Annotated in this window: 21 protein-coding genes; 18 read left to right on the forward strand and 3 right to left on the reverse strand. The window is 68.9% G+C overall.

Annotation, left to right across the window (positions count from 1 at the left end):
• The 9 genes from LAO51_10995 to LAO51_11035 form a co-directional block, all read left to right on the forward strand.
• A partial coding sequence (locus LAO51_10995) for an O-antigen ligase family protein (GenBank protein MBZ5639264.1) occupies positions 1-717 on the forward strand: 717 nt, incomplete at its 5' end.
• The gene (locus LAO51_11000; protein ID MBZ5639265.1) at positions 717-2,012 is read left to right on the forward strand and encodes a tetratricopeptide repeat protein; all 1,296 of its coding nucleotides are present in this window, start codon (positions 717-719) and stop codon (positions 2,010-2,012) included. The genes LAO51_10995 and LAO51_11000, both read left to right, overlap by 1 nt.
• Positions 2,013-2,030: 18 nt before the next feature.
• Positions 2,031-3,182: a glycosyltransferase family 4 protein gene (locus LAO51_11005; GenBank protein ID MBZ5639266.1), complete on the forward strand. Its 1,152-nt coding sequence runs from the start codon at positions 2,031-2,033 to the stop codon at positions 3,180-3,182.
• Positions 3,183-3,304: 122 nt separating this feature from the next.
• On the forward strand, positions 3,305-4,492 hold the full coding sequence (locus LAO51_11010; protein ID MBZ5639267.1) for a glycosyltransferase: 1,188 nt from the start codon (positions 3,305-3,307) through the stop codon (positions 4,490-4,492).
• 145 nt (positions 4,493-4,637) lie between these two features.
• Positions 4,638-6,104, forward strand: coding sequence for a hypothetical protein (locus LAO51_11015; GenBank protein MBZ5639268.1), 1,467 nt, complete (start codon positions 4,638-4,640; stop codon positions 6,102-6,104).
• A 219-nt stretch (positions 6,105-6,323) separates the two neighbouring features.
• Positions 6,324-7,511 carry an undecaprenyl/decaprenyl-phosphate alpha-N-acetylglucosaminyl 1-phosphate transferase gene (locus LAO51_11020; protein MBZ5639269.1) on the forward strand — a complete coding sequence of 396 codons (1,188 nt, stop codon included), beginning with the start codon at positions 6,324-6,326 and terminating at the stop codon, positions 7,509-7,511.
• 172 nt (positions 7,512-7,683) lie between these two features.
• Positions 7,684-8,844, forward strand: a complete 1,161-nt coding sequence (locus tag LAO51_11025; GenBank protein ID MBZ5639270.1) for a hypothetical protein — start codon at positions 7,684-7,686, stop codon at positions 8,842-8,844.
• Between the two features lie 13 nt (positions 8,845-8,857).
• Positions 8,858-9,991 carry a polysaccharide export protein gene (locus tag LAO51_11030; GenBank protein ID MBZ5639271.1) on the forward strand — a complete coding sequence of 378 codons (1,134 nt, stop codon included), beginning with the start codon at positions 8,858-8,860 and terminating at the stop codon, positions 9,989-9,991.
• Between the two features lie 114 nt (positions 9,992-10,105).
• Positions 10,106-12,250, forward strand: coding sequence for a polysaccharide biosynthesis tyrosine autokinase (locus tag LAO51_11035; GenBank protein MBZ5639272.1), 2,145 nt, complete (start codon positions 10,106-10,108; stop codon positions 12,248-12,250).
• Here the strand turns inward: LAO51_11035 and LAO51_11040 are convergent.
• From LAO51_11040 to LAO51_11050, 3 genes are read right to left on the reverse strand one after another with little or no spacing between them, the layout of a single operon-like run.
• Positions 12,247-13,188 carry an SDR family oxidoreductase gene (locus LAO51_11040; protein MBZ5639273.1) on the reverse strand — a complete coding sequence of 314 codons (942 nt, stop codon included), beginning with the start codon at positions 13,186-13,188 and terminating at the stop codon, positions 12,247-12,249. The two genes, LAO51_11035 and LAO51_11040, sit on opposite strands and share 4 nt — an antisense overlap.
• A gap of 46 nt (positions 13,189-13,234) precedes the next feature.
• On the reverse strand, positions 13,235-14,341 hold the full coding sequence (locus tag LAO51_11045; protein MBZ5639274.1) for a nucleotidyltransferase family protein: 1,107 nt from the start codon (positions 14,339-14,341) through the stop codon (positions 13,235-13,237).
• A complete protein-coding gene (locus LAO51_11050; protein MBZ5639275.1) occupies positions 14,338-15,351 on the reverse strand; it encodes a glycosyltransferase family 2 protein in 1,014 nt (337 codons plus the stop codon). The genes LAO51_11045 and LAO51_11050 overlap by 4 nt, the downstream gene beginning before the upstream one ends.
• 113 nt (positions 15,352-15,464) lie before the next feature.
• On the opposite strand from LAO51_11050, the gene LAO51_11055 reads away from it, so the two are divergent.
• From LAO51_11055 to priA, 9 genes are all read left to right on the forward strand, one after another.
• Positions 15,465-16,160 carry a lysophospholipid acyltransferase family protein gene (locus LAO51_11055; protein MBZ5639276.1) on the forward strand — a complete coding sequence of 232 codons (696 nt, stop codon included), beginning with the start codon at positions 15,465-15,467 and terminating at the stop codon, positions 16,158-16,160.
• The gene (gene lpxB, locus LAO51_11060) at positions 16,157-17,362 is read left to right on the forward strand and encodes a lipid-A-disaccharide synthase (GenBank protein MBZ5639277.1); all 1,206 of its coding nucleotides are present in this window, start codon (positions 16,157-16,159) and stop codon (positions 17,360-17,362) included. Before LAO51_11055 ends, lpxB begins: the two co-directional genes overlap by 4 nt.
• A gap of 123 nt (positions 17,363-17,485) precedes the next feature.
• Positions 17,486-18,292 (forward strand): FkbM family methyltransferase, encoded by an 807-nt coding sequence (locus LAO51_11065; GenBank protein ID MBZ5639278.1) that lies wholly within the window; start codon positions 17,486-17,488, stop codon positions 18,290-18,292.
• Positions 18,293-18,572: 280 nt separating this feature from the next.
• Positions 18,573-19,457: a YicC family protein gene (locus tag LAO51_11070; GenBank protein ID MBZ5639279.1), complete on the forward strand. Its 885-nt coding sequence runs from the start codon at positions 18,573-18,575 to the stop codon at positions 19,455-19,457.
• A 12-nt stretch (positions 19,458-19,469) separates the two neighbouring features.
• Complete coding sequence (gene gmk / locus LAO51_11075) at positions 19,470-20,087, forward strand: guanylate kinase (protein MBZ5639280.1); 618 nt, start codon at positions 19,470-19,472, stop codon at positions 20,085-20,087.
• A 24-nt stretch (positions 20,088-20,111) separates the two neighbouring features.
• On the forward strand, positions 20,112-20,345 hold the full coding sequence (gene rpoZ / locus LAO51_11080; protein MBZ5639281.1) for a DNA-directed RNA polymerase subunit omega: 234 nt from the start codon (positions 20,112-20,114) through the stop codon (positions 20,343-20,345).
• A gap of 15 nt (positions 20,346-20,360) precedes the next feature.
• Positions 20,361-21,545, forward strand: a complete 1,185-nt coding sequence (coaBC, locus tag LAO51_11085; GenBank protein MBZ5639282.1) for a bifunctional phosphopantothenoylcysteine decarboxylase/phosphopantothenate--cysteine ligase CoaBC — start codon at positions 20,361-20,363, stop codon at positions 21,543-21,545.
• Complete coding sequence (locus LAO51_11090) at positions 21,542-22,339, forward strand: uracil-DNA glycosylase (protein ID MBZ5639283.1); 798 nt, start codon at positions 21,542-21,544, stop codon at positions 22,337-22,339. The genes coaBC and LAO51_11090 overlap by 4 nt, the downstream gene beginning before the upstream one ends.
• Complete coding sequence (priA, locus tag LAO51_11095) at positions 22,336-24,555, forward strand: primosomal protein N' (GenBank protein ID MBZ5639284.1); 2,220 nt, start codon at positions 22,336-22,338, stop codon at positions 24,553-24,555. The genes LAO51_11090 and priA overlap by 4 nt, the downstream gene beginning before the upstream one ends.
• Positions 24,556-24,640 lie beyond the last annotated feature (85 nt).

Raw genomic sequence — 24,640 nt, forward strand, 5'->3', positions numbered from 1 at the left:
AGATTCCGTGGCGACTGGCGAGCGGCACTCCGGGACCGCTCCGCCGTCCTCTCGGCCGCCACGGCGGTCCTGTGCCTCTCCGCGGCCGTTGCGGCGGCCAGCAAGGCCGCCGCATTCCTGATCCTCGCCAGCCTGAGCCTGCTGCTTCTCCTGAATGCCCGCGACGTGGCGAGGCGCACCATCGCGGCCGCCGTCGTCGCGCTGGTCTGGGGAGCATCCTCGGTACTCGTCTGGCTCACGCCGCTCGCGGCCCGATTCCAATACGTCCTGGACGTTTCTGGCGCGGGACTCAAGTCGGTCGACCGGATCATCATGTGGCGTGCCGGACTTCGGATGCTGCGCGACTTCCCGTTCTGCGGCGTGGGGTTCGGCGCTTTCCGCGACGTCTATCCCCGGTACCTCCCGTTCGGGGAGTCCGGCGTCACGAACCAGATCCATAACGACTACCTGGAGATGCTGCTCGACGGCGGCATCGTCGCCGGCGTCCTGGTCGCGTGGCTCGCCTGGGGGTACTGGGCGAAGGCGATGAGCTCCGTCGGGCAGCGGGAGGATGCCCACCTCCGGCCGGCGTTCATCGGGCTCCTCCTGGGGCTCGCTTCGCTCTCGTTGCACGCCGCCGTGGACTTCAATCACCAGATCCCCGCAAACGCTCTCCTGTTCGTCACCGCGGCCGCCCTGGCTCTTCGGGAGCCCGCGCGACCGCCGAGGGGCGGGTGATGCGCCGCGCGAGCCGGCGGATCCCCGGTCTCCTCTTCGTCGCTCTTGCCGGGATCTTCCTGATCCGCGCCGTTCGCGGCGTGCGCGCCGGGATCGCACGGTGGCAGGGCTCCAGCCTGGTCACGTTCGCCGACCGGGGCCGCGCGACGGAGATGCTGAGGCGTCAGGCCGAAGGGTTCGACCGATTCGAAGCGCTCTGGCTCTCGGGCGAGTGGGAGATCGGGGTCTGGGACGAGCTGAGCGCTCGCGCGAACTCGACGTCCGAGGCAGGTCGGGTGCTCCTCGACGCGGCGGGATGCGACCTCGAAGCCTCGACGCTGAGTCCGTCGTCGGGCTGGCCGTGGACGGGCCTCTCGGAAGCGTACGCGAGGGTCGAGCGCTCCGCGCGCTCTCGAAGGGTCGTGGATCTCGCAACGCTGGGTGGCTCGCCCTGGAGCCACGTCGGGCACGCCGGGCGCGTCGCCGTCGGGCTCCTCCGAAAGGCGATCGAGCGAGAACCCTCGACTGCCGCCCACCGGGATGACCTCGTCAATCTTCTCCACGAACTCGGTATCCTGGATGAGGCCCTCGTCGCGATCCGGGAGTCCGCCCGGGTCCAGCCGTCGCTCGTGTTCCATTCCGGGCTCGACATCGGGGCGTTGCCGCGCGCGTTCCTGGAGGCGTTCGTGGATGGCTCCCGCGAAGGCCTCGGCCGGACCCCGCTCTTCCCCAGAGGGAGCCACTTCGTCGCCCTGGGCCAGATGGAGCGCCGTCTCGGACGCCTGAAACGGGCCGAGGCGGATCTTCGCGCCGCGCTGCGCGAGCCGATCGACTCGTTGACGCGCGCGGAAGCGTCGTTTCACCTCGGCCTGGTGCTCCTCGACCAAGCGCGCTTCGAGGAAGCTGCCCGCTGCATCGAAGACGCCGCGCGCGAGCCGGCGTTCGCCCTCGACAGGGCCGTGTCCCTCGCGGACATCGCCGAAAGGCAGGGGAATCTCACGAAGGCCCTGGACCACCTCCGTGAGGCGAGACGGCTGGACGCCGGCAACGTGGTCTGGCGGTGCATGGAGGTCGCGAGGGTGGCCAGCCGCCTCGGCGCCCACGACGAGGCGGTGAGCGCGTTGAAGTGGGCCATTCTCAACGCCCCGGACAACCCGGCGCCCCGGGCGGCGCTCGTGCGCGCCTACTCGGCGGCAGGGGACGTGGCCGCGGCGAGGACGGCCTACGAGGAGCTGGTTCGCGTCGGGGGCGAGACGCCGGAGATCCTCCGGCTGCGGGGGGAATTCGCCAAGGGTCCGAGCGCTGACGGGCACTGAGGATTCGAGGTCCATGAGATGAAATTCCTGGTCATGACGCCGGGGGTCTTCGACAAGGGGGGCATCGCCCGCTATGGCCGCTTCCAGATCCAGGCGCTTCGAGAGGCTTTCGGCGAGGAGGCCGTGGAAGTCTTCAGCCTGCTCGGACGGCAGGACGACGACCTCGAGACGCCGTTTCGCGTGAACTGGACCGGCGCGCTCCCGCTCACCTTCGGCTCCCGGGCGCTCTTCTCCTGGGAATCCGCGCGGGCTGTGAGGCGAAGTCGGCCCGACGTGATGCTCACGCAGCTCATCCATCTCGGCCCGCTGGCGTGGGCCCTCGCGCGGTCCACCGGGGCCCGTCTCGTGCAGAACATCTACGGCTCCGAGGTGTGGTCTCCCATCTCGTGGCTGCGACGGAAAGCGCTGAGGCGGACCGACCTCGTCCTGTCCGACTGTCACAACAGTGCCGACCGCGCGCTGGACCTCGGCCTCGTTCGGACCCGCCCCACCGTCGTCTGGGATTGCGTCGACATCGAGAGCTTCAATCCCGCGCCGGCCAAGCCGGGAGTGCTGCTGCGGTACGGTCTTCGAGACACCGGGCGATTTCGCGTGCTGTTCCTGGGGAGGCTGGTCGCCGCGGCTCGCTACAAGGGGAGCGAACGGTTGATTCGTCTCGCGGCCACTCTGCCCGCCACCGAATTCGAGGTGGTGTTCGCGGGGAAGGGCGACGACGTGGATCACCTTCGCTCCCTCGCGCAGGAGGCCGGCGTGGCCGAGCACGTGCAATTCACCGGCGCGATCCACGAGGACGACCTTCCGGACGTCTACCGATCCGCGGGAGCCTTCTATCTCGTCAGCGAGGCCGGAACCCGCAAAGGAGAGGGAATCCCTCTCGCTCCGATGGAGGCGATGGCTTGCGGAGTACCCGTCCTCGTCGGCAATCAGGACGGGAGCCGCGAGCTTCTCGACGGAGGCGGCGGCCTGTGCTGCGGACCGGACGAGTTCGAGCGACAGGCCGCCTACCTTGAGCGACTCGCGTCCGACGAGAACGTCCGCCGGGAGGAGAGCGCCAAGGCGAGACGGCGGGTCGAGTCGGCGTTCGGTTACGCCGTGTTCGCCGCCAAGACGCGCGAGGCGTTCGAGCCCCTCCTCGCTGGACGATCGAGAATCGGTCGCCCGAAGGGTTGAATCCTCGCGTGGGTCGGGGGCGGGGGCATCCGACGGACACGGTCCTCGTGGTTGTTGCCACCGCCGTCGTGTAGTAGCCTTGCGCCCTTTCGCGTCGCGTTCTGCAAGAGGGGAGAGGGTTCATGTCCACGGGCGCCGCCGGACGTGGGATCCGAGTCGTCATGACCGCGGCGTCGCTCATCCCCGAGGCCGGTGGGCCGTCCCAGACCATCCCGGCACTGGCGCGCGCTCTGGCCGTGGAGGGATGCGACGTCGATCTCGTGTCGGTCGAGATGGGGCCGCGGTTCGGACGACCGCTCTGGACCGACGTCCCGGGCGCCCGATTGACCCTGCTCCCCCGGCGATTGTCGTGGGGCACGCGAATCGTCTGGGTACCGGGTCTCGACCGCACCCTCCGGTCGCGGGGTGCGGGTGTCGCTCCGTGCGTGCTCCACGACAACGGCGTTTGGCTTCCCACCAATCACGCGGCGTCCCGCGTCGCGGAGAAGACGGGGTGGCCACTCGTCGTCTCGCCACACGGCGCTCTTCTGTCATGGTCGTTCCGGCACCGTGCGGTCCGAAAGCGAATCGCTTGGTGGTTGTATCAGAGGAAAGACCTCACGCGGGCACGCGTGCTACACGCCACCGCGGAGGACGAAGCCCGCGCTTTGAGGTCCCTGGGCTTCCGGCAGCCGATCGCGGTCGTTCCGAGCGGCGTCGATGTGCCGCGTCTCGCGACGCCGGATCGGGCGCCCAAGACGCGACGCACCGTGTTGTTCCTCTCCCGGATCCATCCGAAGAAGGGGCTGCTCAACCTGGTGCATGCCTGGTTTGCGTTGAGGCCGGCCGGGTGGCGGGTCGTCGTCGTGGGGCCGGACTTCTCCGGCTTCCGTGCCGAAGTCGAGGACACGGTGCGCAGAGGCGGAATGGACGCCGACTTCGAGTTCCTCGGGCCGGTGGACGAGCCCACCAAGTGGCGGCTGTACCAGGGCGCCGATCTCTTCGTTCTTCCAACCCACAGCGAGAATTTCGGTGTCGTGATCGCGGAGGCGCTCGGCTGCGCGGTGCCGGTCATCACGACTCGCGGCACGCCGTGGGGGGAGATCGTCTCCCGGCGATGCGGCTGGTGGATCGACGTCGGGGTCCCGCCCTTGATCGAGGCGTTGCGGGAGGCGATGGCGCTGAGCGACGACGAGCGGCGAGAGATGGGCGCGCGGGGCCGCACGTGGGTCGAGGCGCGATTCGCTTGGAGAGCCATCGCCTTGGAGATGGCGTCGATCTACGAGTGGCTGTTGCGGCGTGCGAGCCGCCCGGCGTGCGTCGTCGACTGACGTACGAGCGAGGGTTCACGGCCGCCAGATGCCGCAGTGAGCCGCCATTTGACTCCACGACGGTCCCGCGGTATTCCTAACCTCCCGCCCCGGGAGGGCAGGCCCGTAGCGGGTTCGCCCGGATGTTGCGCGCGGAAGGAGCGGCATGGGCACCGATACCGTCGCGGTTTACAGGGAGCCGGCGATTCCCGCCCGCTCGCTCGGAGCAGCGATCATCTGCTGCGGGGGTGTTCTCCTGTCCGCGCTCGTCGCCATCGTTCCATATGCTTTCACGTTCGGCCTCGCCGGCGCGTTGTTGGCCACCGCGGTGGTCTACGTGTCGCTCCGTCGGAAGACGGGGCCTTTCGACGTCTTCGAGAGCTTCAACGTTTACAGCCTCGTCTACTTCCTCTACTTCGGTGCCGGAGCGATCTTCGTCAAGTTCAACCCGGAGACGCTCCCGGGCCAGTGTCTCGCCCCCTACATCACACCGGCGCTGCTGCTGGGGCTCGTGGGGTACGTCGCGTTCACGGCGGGCTACGCGACCTGCTTCCGGCGCACGACCCCTGCCGTCGTCGCCGACTTCGCCCCGCGGGGTCTCCTTCCCTTCTTCATTCCGGGGGTGATCGGTTTCGCGGGGCACGTGGCGGGCTCGGTCTTGAATCGCCTCCTCGCGCGGGGGATGGGAATTCCGGTCTTCACGTCGGCGCTCTCTCAGCTCAGCCCCATCTACCTCTTCGCGTGGTTCCTGGTGTGGCACAGTTTCTGGGCGGGACACAACGGGCGGCTGCAGAACTTCGTGCTCTTTGCCTGCTTCTTCCCGATGACGGCCGGCGTCATCTACGCCACCGTGGGTCAGAAGGCGCTCACGATCATCCTGCTCCTCGTACCGGCCCTCGCATACTGGTACGCGCGGCATCGTCTTCCCCTGAAGACGATCGCCGCGGTCATCCTCGTCGGGGTGTTCGTCGTGTTCCCGGTGTACAACACCTATCGGAGCCAGAATCGCAGCCTTCCGGTCGCCCGGAAGATGGACCAGACCGTCCGCACGGCGATGGCATGGGATCGCAGCACGTTCTTCGAGCAGTCGGTCCTGGCGTCCATGAGTCGGTTCGCGCTCATCACGTCCCCCGCCGCCGTCCTCCGCGAGACCGGCCGGTGGGTCGATTTCGAGTACGGGAAGACGCTGATCATTGCACCGCTGGCGACCGTCATCCCGAAGGCGATCTGGCCGGATAGACCCAACCTCTTGCTCGGACACGATTTCGGCAGGACGTTCCACCTCCTCCCCTATACGGATCGGGAGACCCAGATCGCCGCGACGGCGGTCGGTGAGCTGTATTGGAACTTTCACGTCCCCGGCGTGATCATCGGGATGTTTCTGCTCGGGGCCGTGTACCGCTGGATTTACAAGAAGTACGGTGAGGGCGGAACCCGGGATTCCCTGCGTAAGTCGGCTTACCTGATGTTCCTGGTACTGGCTTTGCTGGGCGAGGGAAGTCTCGCGGGATGGGCCTCCGGATTCGTGCGGCTGTTGCTTATCGTGTCGGGGCTGATGATGTTCTACCGTTTGGCCGGCTTCGTCAGGCCGATCGACGACGCCGCGGTCGTTTCGGGATCCGGGACTCCTTGACTGCATGCGCTCCTGGCTCGACGTGCGAGACCCATTGGACGCCGTCGGGGATCCCTGAAGCGCGGATTGTTCCTCTCAAGTCTCAGAAAACAAGACGTTTGCTTCTATCCCAGGCCAGTCCAGGGTCGCGCGTTGCGGTCCGCGATCCTGCGGGCGACGCCGAGTCGTCGTATATATACCGGGTCGCCGTGAGCTAGGACGAAGGAGGTCGCCGACCGCATGTACGGCGTTGGGCTCAGGACGCTCCTCATCGCGGCCATCGTGTCGTTCGGACTGACGCCCGTCGTGATCCGTCTGGGCCGACGGTTCGGAGCGCTAGATAAGCCCGGGCCCCGAAAGGTGCACAAGCAGCCGATCCCCCGCATCGGCGGTGTCGCTATTTTCGCGGGGTTCATGGCGGCGATCGTCTACGCCGGGTTCGCGTCGGGGTATCTCGCCAGCGGCGCCCATCCAAGGCTCGGCTACTGGATCACTCTGGGAACAGCCGCCGCCGGAGTATTTCTTCTCGGTTTGGTAGACGACCTCGTCGGCGTTGCGTTCCAATGGAAGTTCCTATTCCAGATCGCGGCGGCGGTGGCGGTGTGGATCGGCGGCTTCCGGATCGGGATCCTGTCGCATCCGCTCGCGGCCCAATCGTTGAACGTGGGCATCTTGTCGCTTCCCTTGACGGTACTGTGGATCGTCGGTGTCACCAACGCGATCAATCTCATCGACGGGCTCGACGGTCTTGCGGCTGGAACCGCGCTCATCACGACCATCGCGGTCGCGGCGGTGGCACTTAAGATGGGGCAGCCGGGTGTCGTGGGCGTCAGCGTCGCGCTCGTGGGGAGCCTGCTCGGTTTCCTGTGGTTCAACTTCAATCCGGCTCGCGTCTTCCTCGGAGACAGCGGGAGCACGTTCCTGGGATTTGTTCTCTCGGTCGCGTCCATCCACGGAAGCCAGAAGGGGCCCACCGCAGTCGCGGTCTTCGCGCCCCTTCTCGTGCTCGGCCTGCCCATTCTTGACACCAGCCTGGCGATCGCGCGCCGGCTATACCGCGTCGGTTCCGAGGGCCTCCGGTCCGATGAAGGACTCGCGTACATCTGGCGAAACGCGCACCGGGTCTTTCTCCCCGACCGGCTTCACCTCCACCACCGGCTCCTGGACATCGGGATGAGCCATCGCGGGGCGGTGATCTCGCTCTACGCCGTGGTCGCCGTACTGGCTCTCGCGGCGCTCGCGATCGTCGTCGTCAACAGTCTCTGGCTCGCACTCCTCTTGCTGGCGGTCCTCGCGGTTTCGATGTCCGTTCTTGTCGCCTTGGTCGTCAGAAGGAACCGCGGCGGCCCGCGCGGCGGGGACCGGCGGCCGGTGCTGGCTTCGGAGCTCTCGTCCGCAGGCGCCCCCCGGATCGTCGGCGAAGGATGACCCGTTCCAGCGGCCTTTCGCTCCCTGCCGCCTTGAGCTAGTCTACGTCGTCATGCATCGCCCCACGCGATACCCGGTAGCTCCCTTCGAGAAGCTAGCGATCGTCCTTGTTCTCGGAGCGGCCTGCGCCGCTGCCTCGTCCCGGTCCGCCGCGTCCGATCTCCCCGAGGGGATGCTCGTGGGACCGTGGATCCTCGCGCCCTCGCTGACTTCGGGGTTCGCGTACGACACGAACGTCTTCCTGGCGAGCAGTACGTCCACGTCTTCGGGGACGATCTCGGACCGCGTACTCCGCGTGACTCCGGGGCTCGTCGCGGCGCTTCCCTTTCGCGAGAGCCTGCTGAAGCTGGATTACTCGGTGACGCGCCTCGACTACGGCAAGACCCCGCTGGAACGGAACCTCTCTCGCGACGCGGGGATCGATCTCGCGTTGAACTTCTCCACGCAGGACCGCCTTTCCTTGCGAGCGAACCGAAATCTCGGCGTCGCGGAGACCCTGGCCTTCGATCCGGGCGGCGAAGTCGTGTTCCGCGGCCAGGGGTTCGACCTGACAACGTACGAGATCGAAGCCGCGCGGGAGGTTTTCGGCCATCGCGGCTACCGCGTCCGATTGTCACGCGAAGCGCTGAGCTTCGACCCGGGGACGACGGTCGCGTTCTTCGAATTCCGCGGAATCGATGCGGAGGTGGATTACCGCGAGCCTCTCTCACCCCGCTTCTGGGCCGTGGGCGATTACGAGGGAAGGCGGTACGACCATTTTCTCGCCGACGAGCCAACGGGGAGTCATGAGCCGTTCCGGAAAGAAGATAGCGATGTCGTCCGGGTGGGTCTCCAGGGGCAACTGGGCGAGCGGGAGCCCTTCCTCGTGAGGGTCGGATGGGGGCGATTTCGCTTTCCTGGGAGCGAGGGATCGGAGTATCGCGGGATCGTGGCGGACGCGAGCCTGGTCATTCGGTCGGGAGGCCGCACGGAACTCGAACTCGGCCTCCAGCGCCGGCCATGGCCGTCCTTCTTTCTGAACAACAACTACTACCTCGTGAACTCCGCGAACCTGCGGCTGTCGCGGCGGTGGCTCCAGTATTCGACCATGGGGATCGAGGGTTGGTGGCAGGAGGCGACCTACGGGGATCCCGTTCCCATGAATGTTCCACAGCAGCCCGGCCTCACGCGTGTCGACCGGACGCTGCGGGCGAGCGTTTATGCTAACCTGATGATTCGGGAGCGCTTGGGTGTTCGGATCTCGGTCGACGAGAACCATCGGAACTCGAACTACTTGGGCGCGGGCTTCGAAGGGAGAGTCTACTTTGCCGGAATCGTCCTGGGCTGGATCTGAGAGATCCCTGCTGGTGGTCCTCTTTCTAGCGGCGGTGTCCGCGAATCCCGCTTTGGGTCGAGTGGCCGCCGAGGTGGAGCGGAGCGAGTCGGGACCGGCGCCCGCCGAGCAAGCTGAGCTTCGCGTGGGGCTTCCCGAAGGATCGTCCGCGAAAGTCTCCGTGTTGCTGGGCGAGGGCGGGCTCGTACTGGACCTTCCCAAGGGGGCGTCCTACCCGCTGGATTTCGTCGCGGCTTCCGGGGGCCTTCTCCGGGGGGCGAAGGTCGTCTCGGCGCCCGGGGACCGCATCCACTTGGAGTTGATGCTGGCGGGCGGCCTGTGCAACGCGATCTCCTACGAACCTTCCGCGGTCGTGCTGACGCTCCGGCGCCGCGGCTCTCTCGCTCCCCAAGAGGACGATGCCACCCAGGCGTACCGCCTCGGTCCGGAGGACAAGATCCTGGTGACCATCACCGGACGCCCGGAGCTGACGCAGCAGCTCGTCGTCACGGGGAACGGGACGGTCACCGCGCCTCTGGTGGGAGATGTCACCGCAAGCGGCCTCACGGTTCGTGAGCTGGTCGAGCGACTGACCGAGCTCCTGGCGCGGGACTACCTGGTGGATCCGCAGGTCGAGATCCAAGTGCTCGAGTACAAGAGCAAATGGGTCATGGTCACCGGAAACGTGCGTACGCCCGGCCGCGTGGCGCTCAAGGGATCCTCGAAGCTCAAGGACGTGGTGGCCGACGCCGGTGGGTTGTCGGAGGACGCCGGCGAGGAAATCGTGATCTCGCGCGCCCCCGCCGACGGGTCCAGTCAGCCGACCACGCTCACCGTCCAACGTGAGTCCTTCGAGCGCGGTGAGGTCGATCCTCCCCTGTCCAGTGGCGACATCGTCAACGTCAAGCCCGCGCTGTACGTCTACCTCCAGGGCGAAGTCCACACGCCGGGGCGCGTCCGGGTGGAGCGGGGGATGACCCTACTCAAGGCGATCGCGCTGGCGGGGGGGCTCACCGAGTGGGCCAACCACAAGTCCGTGCAGATTCTCCACGAGGGTAGCTCGACGCGCCCCATCGTGGTCAATATGAAGGAGGTCCAAAACCAAGTCATTGAGGATCCCCCGATGAAGGGTGGGGAGATCGTGATCGTGAAGCGCCGCTTTCTGTGACCAGGCGCGCCCCAGGCCGTCCCGTGGTTGATGGCTCGGGACACTGAGCCTATATTCGCGGTACCGTCGTGGCGTTTCGGGATCACCCGGGCATCCGGCGGTCGAGGAGAGTGCATGGGTCCGAGCAGCAAGCCAGACGTCCCGGTAGGGATTCGAGAGGTTCATCTTCGGGACTACTGGAAGATCGTCTGGCAGGGGCGGTGGACGGTCCTGGCCGCCTTCGCGCTCGTCGTCGCGGTTGCGGCAGGGTGGTCGTTCCTGCGCACGCCGATCTACCGCGCGATCGCCGTGGTGGAGGTCCAGCCGCAGGCGAGGCGCGTCGGTCCCGGCCAGGACGTCTCGGGGCTCGGCGTATCGAGCTACGGCTGGTTCGCGGAGGAGCGCTACCAGAACACCCAGATCGAGATCATCAAGAGCCGCGTCGTGGGCGAGCACGCCTTCGCGGCGCTGGGACTCAAGAACGATCCCGATTTCAAGGATCTCAAAGACCCGATCGGCGCGTTCATCGGCAGGATGAAGGTCGATCCTCGGCGGGAAACCGGCCTCATCGAGATCAGCATCGAGGGGCCCGATCGGGAGGAGATCGCCCGCTGGGCCAACGCCATCGCAGACGCCTACGTCGATCGGAACCTCGAGAGGGCTCGTGAGAACACCAGGAGCGCGGTGGATGCGATCAAGAAGCTGATGGAGCCCCTCAAGGCGGATCTCAGCAAGGCGGAGCAGGAGCGGTTCAAGGTCTTGGAGGATACCGCGATCTACAGCCCGGAGAATCAGAAGGAGATCGTCAAGAACAAGCTCTCGAAGCTCAGCGAGGCCTTGTCGGTGGTCGAGGTGAAGCTCGGGAATCTGCGGTCGGTCCTCTCCAAGATCCAGGAGATCCAGCAGAACGACGGCAGCCCCATCGGCCTTCCGGATCTCGCTCAGGACTCCGAGATCCAGGATCTGAACCGCCAGAAGGTCCAGCTCGAGAGGGACCTCGAGAGCGCGAAGGTCACCTACCGGCCCGGCCATCCGGTGTATCAGGAGAAGGTATCGCAGCTCCAGAAGGTCCAAGCCCGGCTCCGCGAGCGGGTCTCCCTCCTGCTCGGCAAGTACCAGACGGAATACGATCTCGCCGCCAGCAACGAGGTGTATCTCAAGGACGAGATCCGGAAGGCCGAGGAGGCGTCCTACCGGTTCGGGGTGGCCACTTCCAAGTACGACGTGGTCAACACCGACGCCCAAACCCGGAAACAAATCTACGACAGCATCAACAAGACCCTGAACGAGGTAGCGGTCGGCGCGGACCTACTGGCGAACAACGTCTCGGTGCTCGACCACGCGATTCCTCCGCTGAGCCCCGTGAAGCCGCAGAAACGGCTGAATCTGGCGCTCGGCGGGATGATGGGGTTGTTCCTCGGCCTGGCGCTGGTCTTCTTCCTCGATTACCTCGACAACACGTTCCGAAGCCCCGAGGACGTCGAGCGCTTCCTCCACCTGAGCACCCTGGCGGTGGTTCCCAAGTTCACGGAGGACGATGCGTTCGCCTCCAACGCGGTCAAGGAAGCGTACCAGACCCTGAGGACCGGCCTGATCTTCCTGAGCAGGAACCGCGAGCGCCGCGTCGTCCTGATCACGAGCAGCGGGCCCCGGGAGGGGAAGTCGTCGACCGTCGCGAACCTCGCGCGGGCGCTCGCGAGCGCCGGAGATCGTGTGGTGGTGGTCGACTGCGACCTCAGGCGGCCCACCCAGCACGTGCACCTCAAGCTCGAGCGGGACAACGGGCTCTCCAACTACCTCGCCGCGGCGAAGGGGATGGACGACTGGCGGCCCTACGTGAAGACGGTGGGTCCCTCGTCCCTTCACGCGATCACGTGCGGCCCGATCCCACCGAATCCGCCGGAGCTGCTGGGAAGCGAGCGGTTCGCCGCGCTCCTCCGCGATCTCCGCGAGTCCTACGACTGGATCCTCCTCGACTCGCCGCCGGCCATGTCCCTCGCCGACGCGGTGCTGCTCTCATCGATCTCCGACCTGGTGGTCCTCGTGATCCAGCACAGCGAGGCCGACCGGGATCTCGTGAGCCGGAGCGTCGCCCAGTTCCGGAAGGTGGGCGCGAATCTCGCCGGAGTGATCCTCAACAACGTGGATATCGATCGCGCCTACAAGAAGGACTACTACTACGCCGGGTACTACTACTACGGCTCCGATGGGCGGAAGAAGCGCGGCAAGCGGGTCGCCGCGGCGCCGACCGCTCCGGCGGGGACCGGCACGAGCGCCTAGGTCGCGGCGCGGCGCCGGAAGTCCTCGATCGTCGTCTTCACGCCCTCGCGGATCCCCACCACGGGTCTCCAGCCCAGGCGGTCCTTGGCCAGCGAGATGTTCGGCTGGCGCACCTTCGGATCGTCGACGGGCAGCGGCTCGTGCACGATCGGCGCCGACGATCCCATCAGGTCGCGAACCGCCTCCGCCATCTGGAGCACCGTCCATTCCTCGGGGTTGCCGAGGTTCACCGGCTCGTGGAGGTCGGACTGGAGGAGCCGGTAGAGCCCCTCGATCAGGTCCGAGACGTAGCAGAAGGACCGCGTCTGGCGGCCGTCGCCGTACACCGTGATCGGAGCGCCTCGGAGCGCCTGCAGGATGAAGTTCGGAATGGCCCGCCCGTCCTCGAGGCGCATCCTGGGGCCGAACGTGTTGAAGATCCTGGCGATCTTCGTGTCCACGCCGTGGGTGCGGTGGTAAGCCATGGTCATGGCCTCGGCGAACCGCTTCGCCTCGTCGTAGACCCCCCGAGGGCCCACCGGATTCACGTTGCCCCAGTAGCTCTCGGGCTGCGGATGGATCAGGGGATCGCCGTACACCTCCGACGTCGAGGCGAGCAGGAACCGCGCCCCCTTGGCCTTCGCCAACCCGAGCGCCTTGTGCGTCCCGAGGGAGCCGACCTTCAGGGTCTGGATCGGCAGCTCGGCGTAGTCGCGCGGGCTCGCCGGGCTCGCGAAGTGCAGCACCGCGTAGACCGGGCCGTCGAGATAGATGTAGTCGGTCACGTCGTGGTGGATGAAGAGGAAGTCCCGATTCCCGCCGAGATGGGCGATGTTGTCGGTCGACCCCGTGAGCAGGTTGTCCATGGCGACCACGGCGAACCCCTCCCTCAGGAGCCGATCGCAGAGGTGCGAGCCGAGAAAGCCGGCGGCGCCGGTGACCAGGATGCGGAGCTTCATGGCGTGCGGATGCCCTCCCGCCCGGTGGTGGCCCGGGCCGCGCATTCTAACCGGAGCCGGGCCCGTCCCGTGAGCCCGGGAAACCGCTTTCGGGTGAATCGTCCCCGGCCCGGCGGTCCCTCAAGATCCGGTGGAGAAGGTACGCCGGAAGCCGGAAGGGGTGCTCGTAGAGGGCGGCCGCGATCGCCAGCTGGACCCCCCGCCGTCGCGTTCCGACGAAGTAGTCGAGAGGATAGGCGGAACGCAGCGGCGCGGTGAGGAGCCTCCGGCCCGAGCCCACCGGGAGCAGGCGCAGCGCCTCTGCGGGAACGATCCCCGGAAAGAGCCTTCGAAGGTGGCGGATCGCCATGCCGGCCGCCGCGCTTCCTCCCCAGGATCGGAGCCGCGCCGCAACCTCCCGCCAGTCGAAGCCGGTCGTCCGCGCGATTCGGCCGAGATCGAGCGCCCACTTGAGCCTGCGGTCGAAATAGTGCTGGACGTGGTGGAGCAGGAGGTGGGCCGCCGCGTCGTGATCCTCGAGACGGAGCGCCGATCGACCCGCGACGACGAGCGGAATCGCCCGGCCGAGCAGCTGAGGTGTCGGGACGCGGTACCGGCGCTTCTGGCCCAGACCCCAGTGGATCTCGAACGAGACCGGCACGGGGCCCGGACTCCTGAGAGGCATCTCGTGGCTGCTGCGCAGCCAGTGGATCCGCTCCTCCTCGCGGGGGCCCTCAAAGCCCGCCGCCTCGAGCGCCGCGACCGCCCCGCCGAAGTCGGCCGGGAGCACGAGGAGGTCCACGTCGTCCAGCGTCCGCGCGTCGAATTCGAGTCCGAATCGGTGGATGACGTCGACCCCCTTGAGCACCACCGGCACGATCCCCGCGGAGGACAGGAGGTCGAGCGCCTGCTCCAAGCGAGCGAGGAGGAGCAGGTTGTCGACGCGGCACTTGCGTCGGAGCCTCAGGAGCCCGTCCCGGATCTTAACGCCCACGATGTCGAAACGCCCCTCGCGATCCAGAAGCGCGTGGACCCAGGGATGGACATCGCACGTACGGCAGAGGGAGAGGAACGGCTCGGGCGAAGGCGGGCTGGCCCGCGCGTGGTGGTCCGCCTGGTCCCAGTCCTCCCGCAGGATCGCCAGGAGCAGGCGAGCCTCGAGACGGTCGCTCATGAGGCGGCCGGCCCGCCGCCGCGGAGGATCGCCGCCTCGATCGCGCCCCTTAGGAAACCGAGGCCGTAGCCGATGTGCAGCGCCGGCAGGATCGCCAGGAGACGGACCGCCTCCGTCCCGAGCTTGACCGACTTCACGGCGGCGAAACCGGCGACGATCGCGCCATAGACCGCGAGGAACCCGGCGCCGGCGGCGGCGGCGAGCCGCGGCGCGCCGAGCGGCCGCGCGGCGATCGCCGCGACCGACGCCGCGAGGGCCAACACGAACGCGCTGGGAAGCACGTACTTGAGCTTGAAGATCGCCGGGTGCTTGCGCAGGATCCGCGCCTTCACGCGTCCCACCATGACGATCTGCCTGCACAGGGACGCGAGGTCGGGGCGCGGATAGTAGTAGAACCGGATCGAAGGGTCGAGGAGCAGGCGGTATCCCGCCTCGCGGATGCGCGTGTTCATGTCCAGGTCCTCGACCACGGCCAGCGACTCGTCGAACGGCCCGACCTTCTCGAAGACCTCTCGGCGGAACGAGCCGGTTTGGAGCGACTCGACGTAGGCGCGGGTTCTGAGCGTGCGGTACGGAACCGAGCCGACCCCGATCCTCGAGTACAGCGCCTCGACGAGGGCGCGCCTGAACGGCGTGTCCGCCTCCATCCGGACCGGTCCGCCCACCACGGACTCTCCGCTCTCCTCCATCACCCTCGCGATCGTCCGGAGGTAATCGGGTGCCACGTACGAGTGCGCGTCCACCCGGGTGATCACCTCGCCGCAGGTGGCGGCCAGAAGGACGTTGAGCGCGGCGGGAGCGGTGCGGCGAGGGTTCTCGAGGACGCGGATCCTCCCCTCCCGGTCGACGCTGCGGAGGATCTCGAGCGTTCGGTCCGAGGAGCCGCCGTCGGCCATGAGGATCTCCGACCGGTCCTCCGGATAATCCTGATCGAGCAGCGACCGCGCGAGTCGCTCGATGTAGGGCTCCTCGTCGAGGAGCGGGACCACGACGGAGATGAAGGGCTCCACGGCCGCACCGGACGGGAGAGGATATCGGCGGCCTGTCGGACCGTCAACGTCCGCGCGGCGTTGACCGCCCCGGACCGGGCCGCTAGACTCCGCGAGGGAGGCGGAGCGGCGCGTTGAACTCCATGGCAGAGCGGGTGTCCCTCGCGGTCGTCCCGTGGATCGGCTACGCGTACATCCGCCTGCTCCACGCGACGATGCGCCTCGAGTTCCGCGGCCTCGAGTTCCTCGACGAGGCCCGGGAGGCCCCCGGCCAGTTCATCCTGGCCTTCTGGCACTCCCGGTTCGTGATGATGCCCTACGCGTACCCGGGGGAAAGGATCACGGTGCTCTCGAGCCGGCACCGCGATTCCGAGTTTCTCGCGAGGATCCTCCTGCGATTCGGCCTCGATCTGTCGAAGGGCTCGAGCACGCGCGGCGGCGCCGCCGGGCTCATGGAGATCCTCCGCAAGGTCAAGCGCGGTTACGACGTGGGCATGACGCCCGACGGACCGAAGGGGCCGCGTCGGCGGGTGAAGGCGGGGGTGATCGCGGTGGCGAGGCTGTCGGGATTGCCCATCGTCCCGGTCACGTTTTCCGCCGCGCGGGCGGGACGCTTGAAATCCTGGGACCGAACGCTCTTGCCCCGGCCGTTCTCCCGCGGCGTGTTCCTCTACGGGCCGCCGATCCGCGTGTCCCGCGAGGCCGGCGACGACGAGGCGGAGCAGAAGCGCCTCCGTCTCGAGTCGGAGCTCGACCGGCTGACGGACGCTCTCGACGTCGAATTCGAGATCGGCGTCGAGGAGCCGCGGCCTCCCCCGACGGCGCCATGACGCGGCCCCTCAGGATCATGATCTCCGCCGGCGAGGCGTCGGGAGATCGTCTGGGCGCGGGGCTCGCCCGCGCCTTGCGGCGCCTCGCTCCCGGAGTCGAGCTCCTCGGGATGGGCGGCGATGAGATGGCCTCGTCCGGGGTCCGGATCGTTCAGCACCTCTCCGAGGTTTCGGTGGTCGGCATCGTGGAGGTGCTGAAGCACCTCCCCGCCCTTCGCAGGGCGATGGCCCGCCTCACGGAAGCGATCGAGCGGGAGCGGCCGGACCTGGTCGTTCCGGTGGACTTTCCCGACTTCAACCTCCGCCTCGCGGGGCGCGCCTCCCGCGCGGGGCTCCCGGTCGTGTACTTCGTGAGCCCGTCGGTCTGGGCCTGGCGACGGGGGCGGCTGCGGGCGATCCGGGCGAGGATCCGGAGGATGCTCGTGCTCTTCCCGTTCGAGGCCCGGTTCTACGAAGATGCGGGGGTCCCGGTGACGTTCGTCGGCCACCCGGCGGTGGAGGCGGCGGCGGCGGCGAAGGGGAGCCGGGAGGAGATCCTGGTGCGAGCGGGGCTCGACCCCGGCGCGCGGATCCTGGCCCTCCTTCCGGGCAGCCGCCCGGGCGAGGTCGATCGGCTGTTCCCCGTCATGCTCGAGGCGGCGGCGTTGCTCCTGAGGGACCGGAGGGACCTGAGGGTCGTGGTCCCGCGTGCCGCCACCGTCCCGCGCGAATCGCTCGAGGCCTTCGCGCGCGTCGCGGGGCTCGACGGCGTTCGAATCCACGACGGCGACTACCCGGCGATCCTTTCCGCTTGCGCCGCCGGGGCGGTGGCGTCGGGGACCGCGACGCTCGAGGCCGCGCTCGCGGGCCTTCCGATGGTGGTCGTGTACCGCCTGAACCCCGCCACGTACCTCCTGGCGCGCCTCCTGGTCCGCGTGCCGCACATCGCCCTCCCGAACCTCGTTCTGGGCCGGGGAGTCGTACCGGAACTGATTCAGGGACGCTGCACGGCTGAGGCGATCGCGGAGGCGTTGCGGCGATACCTCGAGGACCCCGCGTTCTCCGCTCGCGCCCGCTCGGCCCTCCGCGATGTTCGGGACCGGCTTGGGCTGCCGGGAGTGTTCGACCGCGCCGCCGCAGCGGCCCTCGCCGAGGTCCGGGCGGATCGAAGCGGCGCGACCGATCGGGCCAAACCCGCCCGCCGTTTCGGAAGTGAGAGCTGATCGGCCCTGACGCTCGCCCGCAGGCCGGCGGCATCGCCCTTGTCTTGGAAGGAGCTCTTTGCTAGCCTCCTGCCGGCCCGGCTCCGATCCGCGGGTCTGGAACGGGAGGACAAGGGCCCCGTCATGAAAGCCATTCAGAAAGTCCTCAACAACGTCTTGTCGACCAGGACGATCTCCGTCCTCGGTCCGGCCCTCTACGGGCGTTATCTGGCCCGGTTTCTGGTCATGCTCCCGCGGATCGCGCGCAGCGGCGACTTGCGTCCACTGGACCGGGTCATGGGAAGCCGGGCGCGGCAATTCCGTTATCGCGGGTCGCGGTTCACATTCGACTGCCCGTTCTGCGACGATCAGGTCCCGGAGGACACCTTCGCCTTCGGAATCGCCCGCGAGATTTACGTCCGTGACTGCTATTTCAAGTGGCAACCTCCGTGGGTCTACGAGCAGGCAAGGAACGTGATGGACCTCGGCGCAAATCGGGGCGCCTTGTCGTCGCTGATGACCACCCGGGCGGACCGGATCGTCGCCGTTGAATGCCAGGACAAGTACGCGCCCGTGATCAGGCACAACCTGGGCGAGAATGGGTTCGCACGCTACGCCGTGGAGATTGGTTTCGTGGGCGCGGGCGGCATGTTCGCCGAGAAGCGCGGGAACCGGTTCACGATCCGTGAGCTACGCAGCCGCCATGGGATGGGCACGGTAGATTTTCTGAAAATAGACATCGAAGGGAGCGAGTTCCCGCTCTTCGATGAAACGGACTGGCTCACCGACGTGCGGGCGGTCTCCATGGAAGTGCACTCATCGTACGGCGATCCATCGCCCGTCCTCGGCGCGCTCGTCCGTGCGGGGTTCAGCACCGTCATCGCGGACGAGGACCTGCGGCGCATTCACGACGCCGGCCGGGCGAACTACATCTATGCCTGGAAGCCCTAAGGGCCGCCCACCCGACTCTTTCGTAATCTCCTGCGTCTCGTCCTTGCTCTCAGGATTCATATCCCGAGTATTGACCGATCGAGGCAACCGGAGCCGCAGTCGTTATCGGAGGCTACTCCGCTCGTCGCACGACTCCCAGTCTTCCCCTCTCCTCGACCTGCAGGGGCCTTTCGGCGGTCGTCGAACAGCTGCTAACCCGCACGCTCCATTGACGCTCCGAGCGATCTGTGCTCCAATCCTGGCTTCGACCGGCGCAACGCGCCGCGGAGATCACCAGCGCATGATCCGATCCATGACCGGTTTCGGGCAGGGCTCCGCCGAGATCCCGGGCTTTCGCGCCCTGGTGGGAATCCGGACCTTGAACAACCGGTACGCGGATCTGAAGCTCCGTCTCCCGGCGGAGCTCCTCCCGAGCGAGGGGGAGGTCCGTCGCAGGATCCTGGCTCGGATAAGGCGAGGTCGGATCGAGGCGGATGTCCGCCTCGACGGGAGCCGGGTCGCGCCGTTGCTCGAGCTCAACCGCGCGCTGGCGGAGGCGGTCGTCGCGGCGGCGCGGCGGCTCCGCGAGGATTTCGGCGTCGAGGGCCTCCTCGACCCCGGGGCGATGCTCCAGGTTCCGGGGATGCTGGAGCTGCCGACCGGCGCCCAGGGACTCGCGGAGGCGGAGATCGCGACGGTGTTTCGCGCGCTCGACGCCGCGCTCGGCGCGCTCGACGCGGAGCGCCGGCGGGAGGGGAACGCGCTGCGGGACGACCTCTCCTCTCGCGTCGCCAGGATGGAGGCGCTGACGGAGGAGGTCGCCCGTCTGAGCGCCGGCGTGCCGGAGGCGGTCCGACGGAAGCTCCTCGATCGGCTCAGGACGCTCGGCGAGGGCGTCGAGCTCGACCCGACGCGGCTCGCGCAGGAGGCGGCGTTCCTCGCCGACCGGTCGGACGTCACCGAGGAGATCGTGCGTCTCAGAGGACACCTGGCCCGGGTCGCCGCTCTCCTCTCGGAGCCGGACGGCGAGCCGGTCGGGAAGCGGCTCGACTTCCTCCTCCAGGAGGTCAACCGCGAAACCAACACGGTCAACAGCAAGGCGGCGGACCTCGAGGTCAGCCGCGCGGCGCTCGCGATCAAGGCCGAGGCGGAGAAGGTGCGCGAGCAGATCCAGAACCTCGAGTGACGGGGAGGGAAGGTGGCGCGGGGCATCCTGTTCGTCATCTCGGCCCCGTCGGGCACGGGGAAGTCGAGCGTCGCGAAGCGGGTCCTGTCGGCCGTGCCGGGGATCCGGTTCTCCGTGTCCTACACGACCCGCCCGCGGCGGGCGGGGGAGGTCGACGGGCGGGAGTATCACTTCGTGGACGACGCGCGGTTCGACGCGATGGCCGCATCGAGCGGGTTCCTCGAGTGGGCGCACGTGTTCGGCCGGCGGTACGGCACCGGACGGGACGCGACCGAGGCGGCGCTCGGGGCCGGGCTCGACCTGCTGCTGGACATCGACGTCCAGGGCGCGCGGAAGGTGAGGGAATGCGGGATCGCCGCCGTCTCGGTCTTCCTCCTCCCGCCGGATTACGCCACGCTCGAGTCCCGCCTCCGCTCCCGCGCGAGCGACGCGGAGGAGCAGATCGCGACGCGGCTTGCGCTGGCGCGGCGGGAAGCGGCGGAGTATCGGCATTATGATTACCTGGTGATCAACGACCGGCTGGAGCGGGCCGCCGACGACCTCCGCTCCGTCGTGACGGCAGAGAGGCTCAAGGCGCCCCGTCTGGGCGCCGAGGCGGAGGAGATCCTGGCCACGTTCCCGAGCCCCTAATCGTGGGGCGCAGGAGAGATGCGGATGTTCAAGCTCCCCGAGAACCTCGAGAGCACCTACAGGTTCGTGACCCTGGCTTCCATGCGAGCCGAGCAGCTCCAGGCGGGCGCGCTCCCGCGCGTGAAGTCCGAGCACCGGAAGGTGACGGTCATCGCGCAGGAGGAGGTGGCGGCGGGGCTCGTCGAGGCCTGGGACCCGGACGCCGCGGAAGCCGCCGGACCGGACGCTTCGGGCGGGGTCGGGGGAGAGGACGCGTAGCACGGCGAGGGATCGATGCTGATCGCGCTGGGCGTCAGCGGGGGGATCGCGGCCTACAAGGCCTGCGAGATCGTGCGCGGTCTGGACCGCGCCGGCGCGGCGGTCCAGGTGATCATGACCGCCAACGCAACCCGCTTCATCACACCGCTGACCCTCGAGACCCTCTCGCGGAACAAGGTCCTGCTGGACCCGTTCGACCTCGCCGCAGCGGAGGCGGTCCAGCACATCGACCTCGCGCGCCGGGTGGGGGCGCTCGTGGTGGCGCCGGCGACCGCGAACATCCTCGCCAAGCTCGCATCGGGGATCGCCGACGATTTCCTGTCCACGTTCCACCTGGCCGTCACCGCCCCGGTCGTGGTGGCTCCCGCGATGAACACCCGGATGTGGCTCCACCCGGCGACGCAGGCCAGCCTGCGAACGCTCCTGGCGCGCGGGGTGCTGGTGGTGGACCCCGCGACCGGCTGGCTCGCCGAGGGGGAGAGTGGCTGGGGTCGCCTGGCGGAGCCCGACGCCATCGTCGCGGCCACGCTCGCGGCCGCTCGACGCTCGCTCGAGCTCGCGGGGAAGAGGATCGTGGTGACCGCGGGCCCGACCCGGGAGCCGATCGATCCCGTGAGGTTCCTGTCCAACCGGTCGTCGGGGAGGATGGGCTACGCGCTGGCCGCCGCGGCGGCTCGACGAGGCGCGGCCGTGGTGCTGGTCAGCGGCCCGGTCGAGCTCGCGCCGCCCCACGGGGTCGAGGTGGTTCGGGTCACCACCAGCGACGAGATGCGCCGCGCGGTGCTCGAGGCCCGCGCCGGGGCGCACGCCGTGATCATGGCCGCCGCGGTCTCGGATTTCGTGACCGAGCCGGCCGCGTCGAAGATCAAGAAAGGTCCCGAGGGTCTCACCCTGACGCTCGCGCGAGGGCCGGACATCCTCGCCGAGCTGGGGCGGGAGAAGGGAGACCTCCTCCTGGTCGGTTTCGCCGCGGAGACGGAGGATCTCCTGGCCCGTGCCCGGGAGAAGCTCGAGGCGAAGAATCTGGACTTCGTCGTGGCCAACGACGTGTCCGCTCCGGGGCGCGGGATCGAGGCGACGCGCAACGCGGTGACGATCCTCGACCGGGCGGGCGGCTCCTTCGAGGTCGCGGAGGCCTCGAAAGCCGAGGTCGCCGACGCGATCCTCGACCGGGTGTTCGGCGGGGGCAAGGCTCCGTGAGCCGCAGGACGCCGGCCGGCGACGATCTCCGCCGGACGGTGGGCGATTGGCTCGCCTACCTGCGGGACATCGGCGTCAGGGAGCTCTCGGCAACGTCGGATCTCCCTGGCCGCTCGGCCGCGCCGGCGCGGGCGCCGACTCCGGCCACCGCGTCCACCGAGGCGCCCGCCGTGCCGTCCGGTGGCGAGCTCTTCACCTTGACCGGTCCGGCCGCGGACGAGCCCCGCGACCCGGTGCAGCGGCTCCGGGAGATCCGCGAGGAGATCGGCGACTGCACGCGTTGCAAGCTCCACGCGGGCCGCAACCACATCGTGTTCGGCGTCGGAAACCCGAACGCGCGCCTCATGTTCGTCGGGGAGGGGCCCGGCGCCGACGAGGACGCGCGCGGCGAGCCGTTCGTCGGTCGCGCCGGGAGGAAGCTCGACGAGATGATCCGGGCCATCGGCCTCGATCGCGAGGACGTCTACATCGCGAACGTGGTGAAGTGCCGTCCCCCGGAGAACCGCGCTCCCGAGCCCGACGAGATCGGCACGTGCGTCCCGTTCCTGTTCGCGCAGATCGAGGCGATCCGGCCCCGCGTCCTCGTCGCGCTGGGCGCTCCCGCGGCGAAGACCCTCCTCGGCACCCGCGTCGGGATCACCCAGATCCGGGGCACGTGGGGGACCTTTCGCGGGATCCCGGTGATGCCCACGTTCCACCCGGCCTATCTGCTCCGCGCGTACACCCCCGAGAACCGCCGGAAGGTCTGGGAGGACCTCAAGGCGGCCCGGGCGAAGATGGACTCGCCGCCGTGAGCGGGGAAGGCGCCGAGGGGGAGCCCCTCTACGCCACGATCGCGATCGCCATTCCCGTCCGACGCGAGTTCACGTACCGGGTCGGCCTCGAGGCGCGGAGCGCCCTGACGATCGGCGCCCGCGTCCGCGTGCCGTTCGGTCCCCGGAAGATCCTGGGCACCGTGGTGGAGTATCCCGCGCCCGCGCCGTCGCCGGACCTCGAGGTCCGGGACATCGAATCGGTGATCGCGACGGAGCCCCCGGTCGAGGCTCACGTCCTGGATCTCGCCCGCTTCGCCGCGAACTACTATCTCTGCTCGTGGGGGGAGGCGATCGATGCGGCGATCCCACCGATTCCGCGGGCCCCCGCCGCGCGGCTCCGCGTGCGGCGGGCCCCGGGCGCCTCGGCCTCATCGATCTCGGCACGCGCTCCGGCTCGGCTGAGGACGTTCCTCGCGCTGCCGGAGGACGGGAGCCCCGTCCCGGCGGGGCGGCTCGGCTCCGCGCTCCGGGGCGCCTTGGCGGACCTCGTCCGGCTCGGTCTCGTCGAGCGGGTCGAAGGCGCGGCCCCGCCCCAAGCCCCCGTCGCGCACCCCGTGCTCCCCGCCGAGCCGCGCGTCGTGCCGACGCCGGCCCAGGTCGCGGCCCTCGATCGAATCCTCCCCGCGATTCCGCGGACGGAGTACGCGCCGTTCCTCCTGTTCGGCGCCACCGGGTCGGGGAAGACCGAGGTCTACCTCCGCGCGGCCGAGGCGACGCTCGCGCAGGGACGCGGAGTGCTGTACCTCGTGCCTGAGATCGGGCTGACCCCGCTCCTGGTGTCCCGTCTGGCGCGCCGGTTCCCGCAATCGCTCGCGGTCCTCCACAGCGGTCTCGCGCCCGCCGAGCGCCGCCTCGCCTGGGACCACGTCCGGAGCGGGGAGGCGAGACTCGTCGTCGGGGCCCGATCGGCGGTGTTCGCTCCGATCCCCGATCCCGGTCTCATCGTGGTGGACGAGGAGCAGGACGGCTCCTACAAGCAGGAGGACACGCCGAGGTACAACGGTCGTGACCTCGCCGTCGTGCGCGCACGCGAGGCGCGCGCCTTGCTGGTCCTGGGGTCCGCCACCCCGTCTCTCGAGTCGTTCCGCAACGCGAGGGAAGGACGGTACGCTCTCGTGCGTCTCGGGGGGCGGGTCGAGGACCGGCCGATGCCGAAGGTGAGGATCGTGGACATGCGGGGGGAGTACCGCGACGCGCGGGGCGTGCGCCCTCTCTCCCGCGACCTCGCCGAAGCGCTCAGGGCCTGCCTCTCGGGAGGGAACCAGGCGCTGGTGCTCAGGAATCGCCGGGGTTGGGCCTCGGCGCTCCACTGCCCGGCGTGCGGTGTAAGGGTCTCGTGCTCCCGGTGCAGCGTCGCGCTGACGTGGCACCGCTCCGCTCGCAGGCTGCGCTGCCACTACTGCGACTTCGAGCGGACCCTGCCCGCGCGCTGCCCCTCGTGCGGGAACGAGCACCTCACGGCGATCGGCGAGGGTTCCGAGCGGATCGAGGCGGACCTCAGGGAGGCCCTGCCGGGCGCGCGGATCGCCCGCATGGACCGCGACACCACGCGGCGCCGCGGGGCGCAGGAGGCGCTTTTGAGGCGCTTCGACGAGAGGGAGGTCGACGTCTTGGTCGGGACGCAGATGATCGCCAAGGGTCACGATTTCCACGGGGTCACGCTGGTCGGCGTGCTCTCCGCGGATCAGACCCTGGGCCTCCCCGACTTCCGCGCCGCCGAACGCACGTTCCAGCTGCTCACCCAGGTCGCGGGACGAGCGGGGCGCGGGAAGACGCCGGGAAGCGTCGTGATCCAGGCGTTCGACCCCGAGCACCCGATCCTCCGCGCCGCCGCGACGCAGGACTACGAGGCGTTCTACGAGCGCGAGATCGGCTACCGGAGGGCGCTCCGGTACCCGCCCTTCACCGCGCTCGTCGAGATCGTCGTGGAGGACCGCGACCCGGGAAGGGCCTCGGCCTGGTCCGCCGTCCTGGCGGAGGCGCTCGAGCGGGAAGGGGAGGGGAAGCTGATCCTGTCCGGACCCGGGCCCGCGCCGATCGAGCGCCTCAAGGGAAAGTACCGGAGCCAGATCCTCGTCCGCTCCGCGGGCCGGAGGCGCCTCGTGAGCGCGGTCGACCGCGCGCTCGCGTCCACGGAGCGGAAGGTCCCCCGGCGCGCCGTCCGCGTGGACGTGGATCCGGTCTCGCTGCTCTGACCCCAGCCGCCTTGACGCCTCCGCGAGCCGGGCATAGTCTCGGCGGGGCGCGTCCGGCTTCTTGGGGACCGCCGGGGAGGTGATC

It is taken from the genome of Terriglobia bacterium, from assembly GCA_020073205.1.
In the GTDB taxonomy this organism is placed as follows: domain Bacteria; phylum Acidobacteriota; class Polarisedimenticolia; order Polarisedimenticolales; family JAIQFR01; genus JAIQFR01.

Excerpts from the sequence above, each read along its gene's own strand:
- LAO51_11040 (MBZ5639273.1), bottom strand. The coding sequence starts at position 13,188 with ATGAAGCTCCGCATCCTGGTCACCGGCGCCGCCGGCTTTCTCGGCTCG.
- LAO51_11070 (MBZ5639279.1), top strand. The coding sequence starts at position 18,573 with ATGATCCGATCCATGACCGGTTTCGGGCAGGGCTCCGCCGAGATCCCG.
- LAO51_11020 (MBZ5639269.1), top strand. The coding sequence starts at position 6,324 with ATGTACGGCGTTGGGCTCAGGACGCTCCTCATCGCGGCCATCGTGTCG.
- LAO51_11035 (MBZ5639272.1), top strand. The coding sequence starts at position 10,106 with ATGGGTCCGAGCAGCAAGCCAGACGTCCCGGTAGGGATTCGAGAGGTT.
- LAO51_11045 (MBZ5639274.1), bottom strand. The coding sequence starts at position 14,341 with ATGAGCGACCGTCTCGAGGCTCGCCTGCTCCTGGCGATCCTGCGGGAG.
- LAO51_11000 (MBZ5639265.1), top strand. The coding sequence starts at position 717 with ATGCGCCGCGCGAGCCGGCGGATCCCCGGTCTCCTCTTCGTCGCTCTT.
- LAO51_11010 (MBZ5639267.1), top strand. The coding sequence starts at position 3,305 with ATGTCCACGGGCGCCGCCGGACGTGGGATCCGAGTCGTCATGACCGCG.
- coaBC (MBZ5639282.1), top strand. The coding sequence starts at position 20,361 with ATGCTGATCGCGCTGGGCGTCAGCGGGGGGATCGCGGCCTACAAGGCC.
- LAO51_11005 (MBZ5639266.1), top strand. The coding sequence starts at position 2,031 with ATGAAATTCCTGGTCATGACGCCGGGGGTCTTCGACAAGGGGGGCATC.
- LAO51_11015 (MBZ5639268.1), top strand. The coding sequence starts at position 4,638 with ATGGGCACCGATACCGTCGCGGTTTACAGGGAGCCGGCGATTCCCGCC.
- LAO51_11025 (MBZ5639270.1), top strand. The coding sequence starts at position 7,684 with ATGCTCGTGGGACCGTGGATCCTCGCGCCCTCGCTGACTTCGGGGTTC.
- LAO51_11065 (MBZ5639278.1), top strand. The coding sequence starts at position 17,486 with ATGAAAGCCATTCAGAAAGTCCTCAACAACGTCTTGTCGACCAGGACG.
- lpxB (MBZ5639277.1), top strand. The coding sequence starts at position 16,157 with ATGACGCGGCCCCTCAGGATCATGATCTCCGCCGGCGAGGCGTCGGGA.
- rpoZ (MBZ5639281.1), top strand. The coding sequence starts at position 20,112 with ATGTTCAAGCTCCCCGAGAACCTCGAGAGCACCTACAGGTTCGTGACC.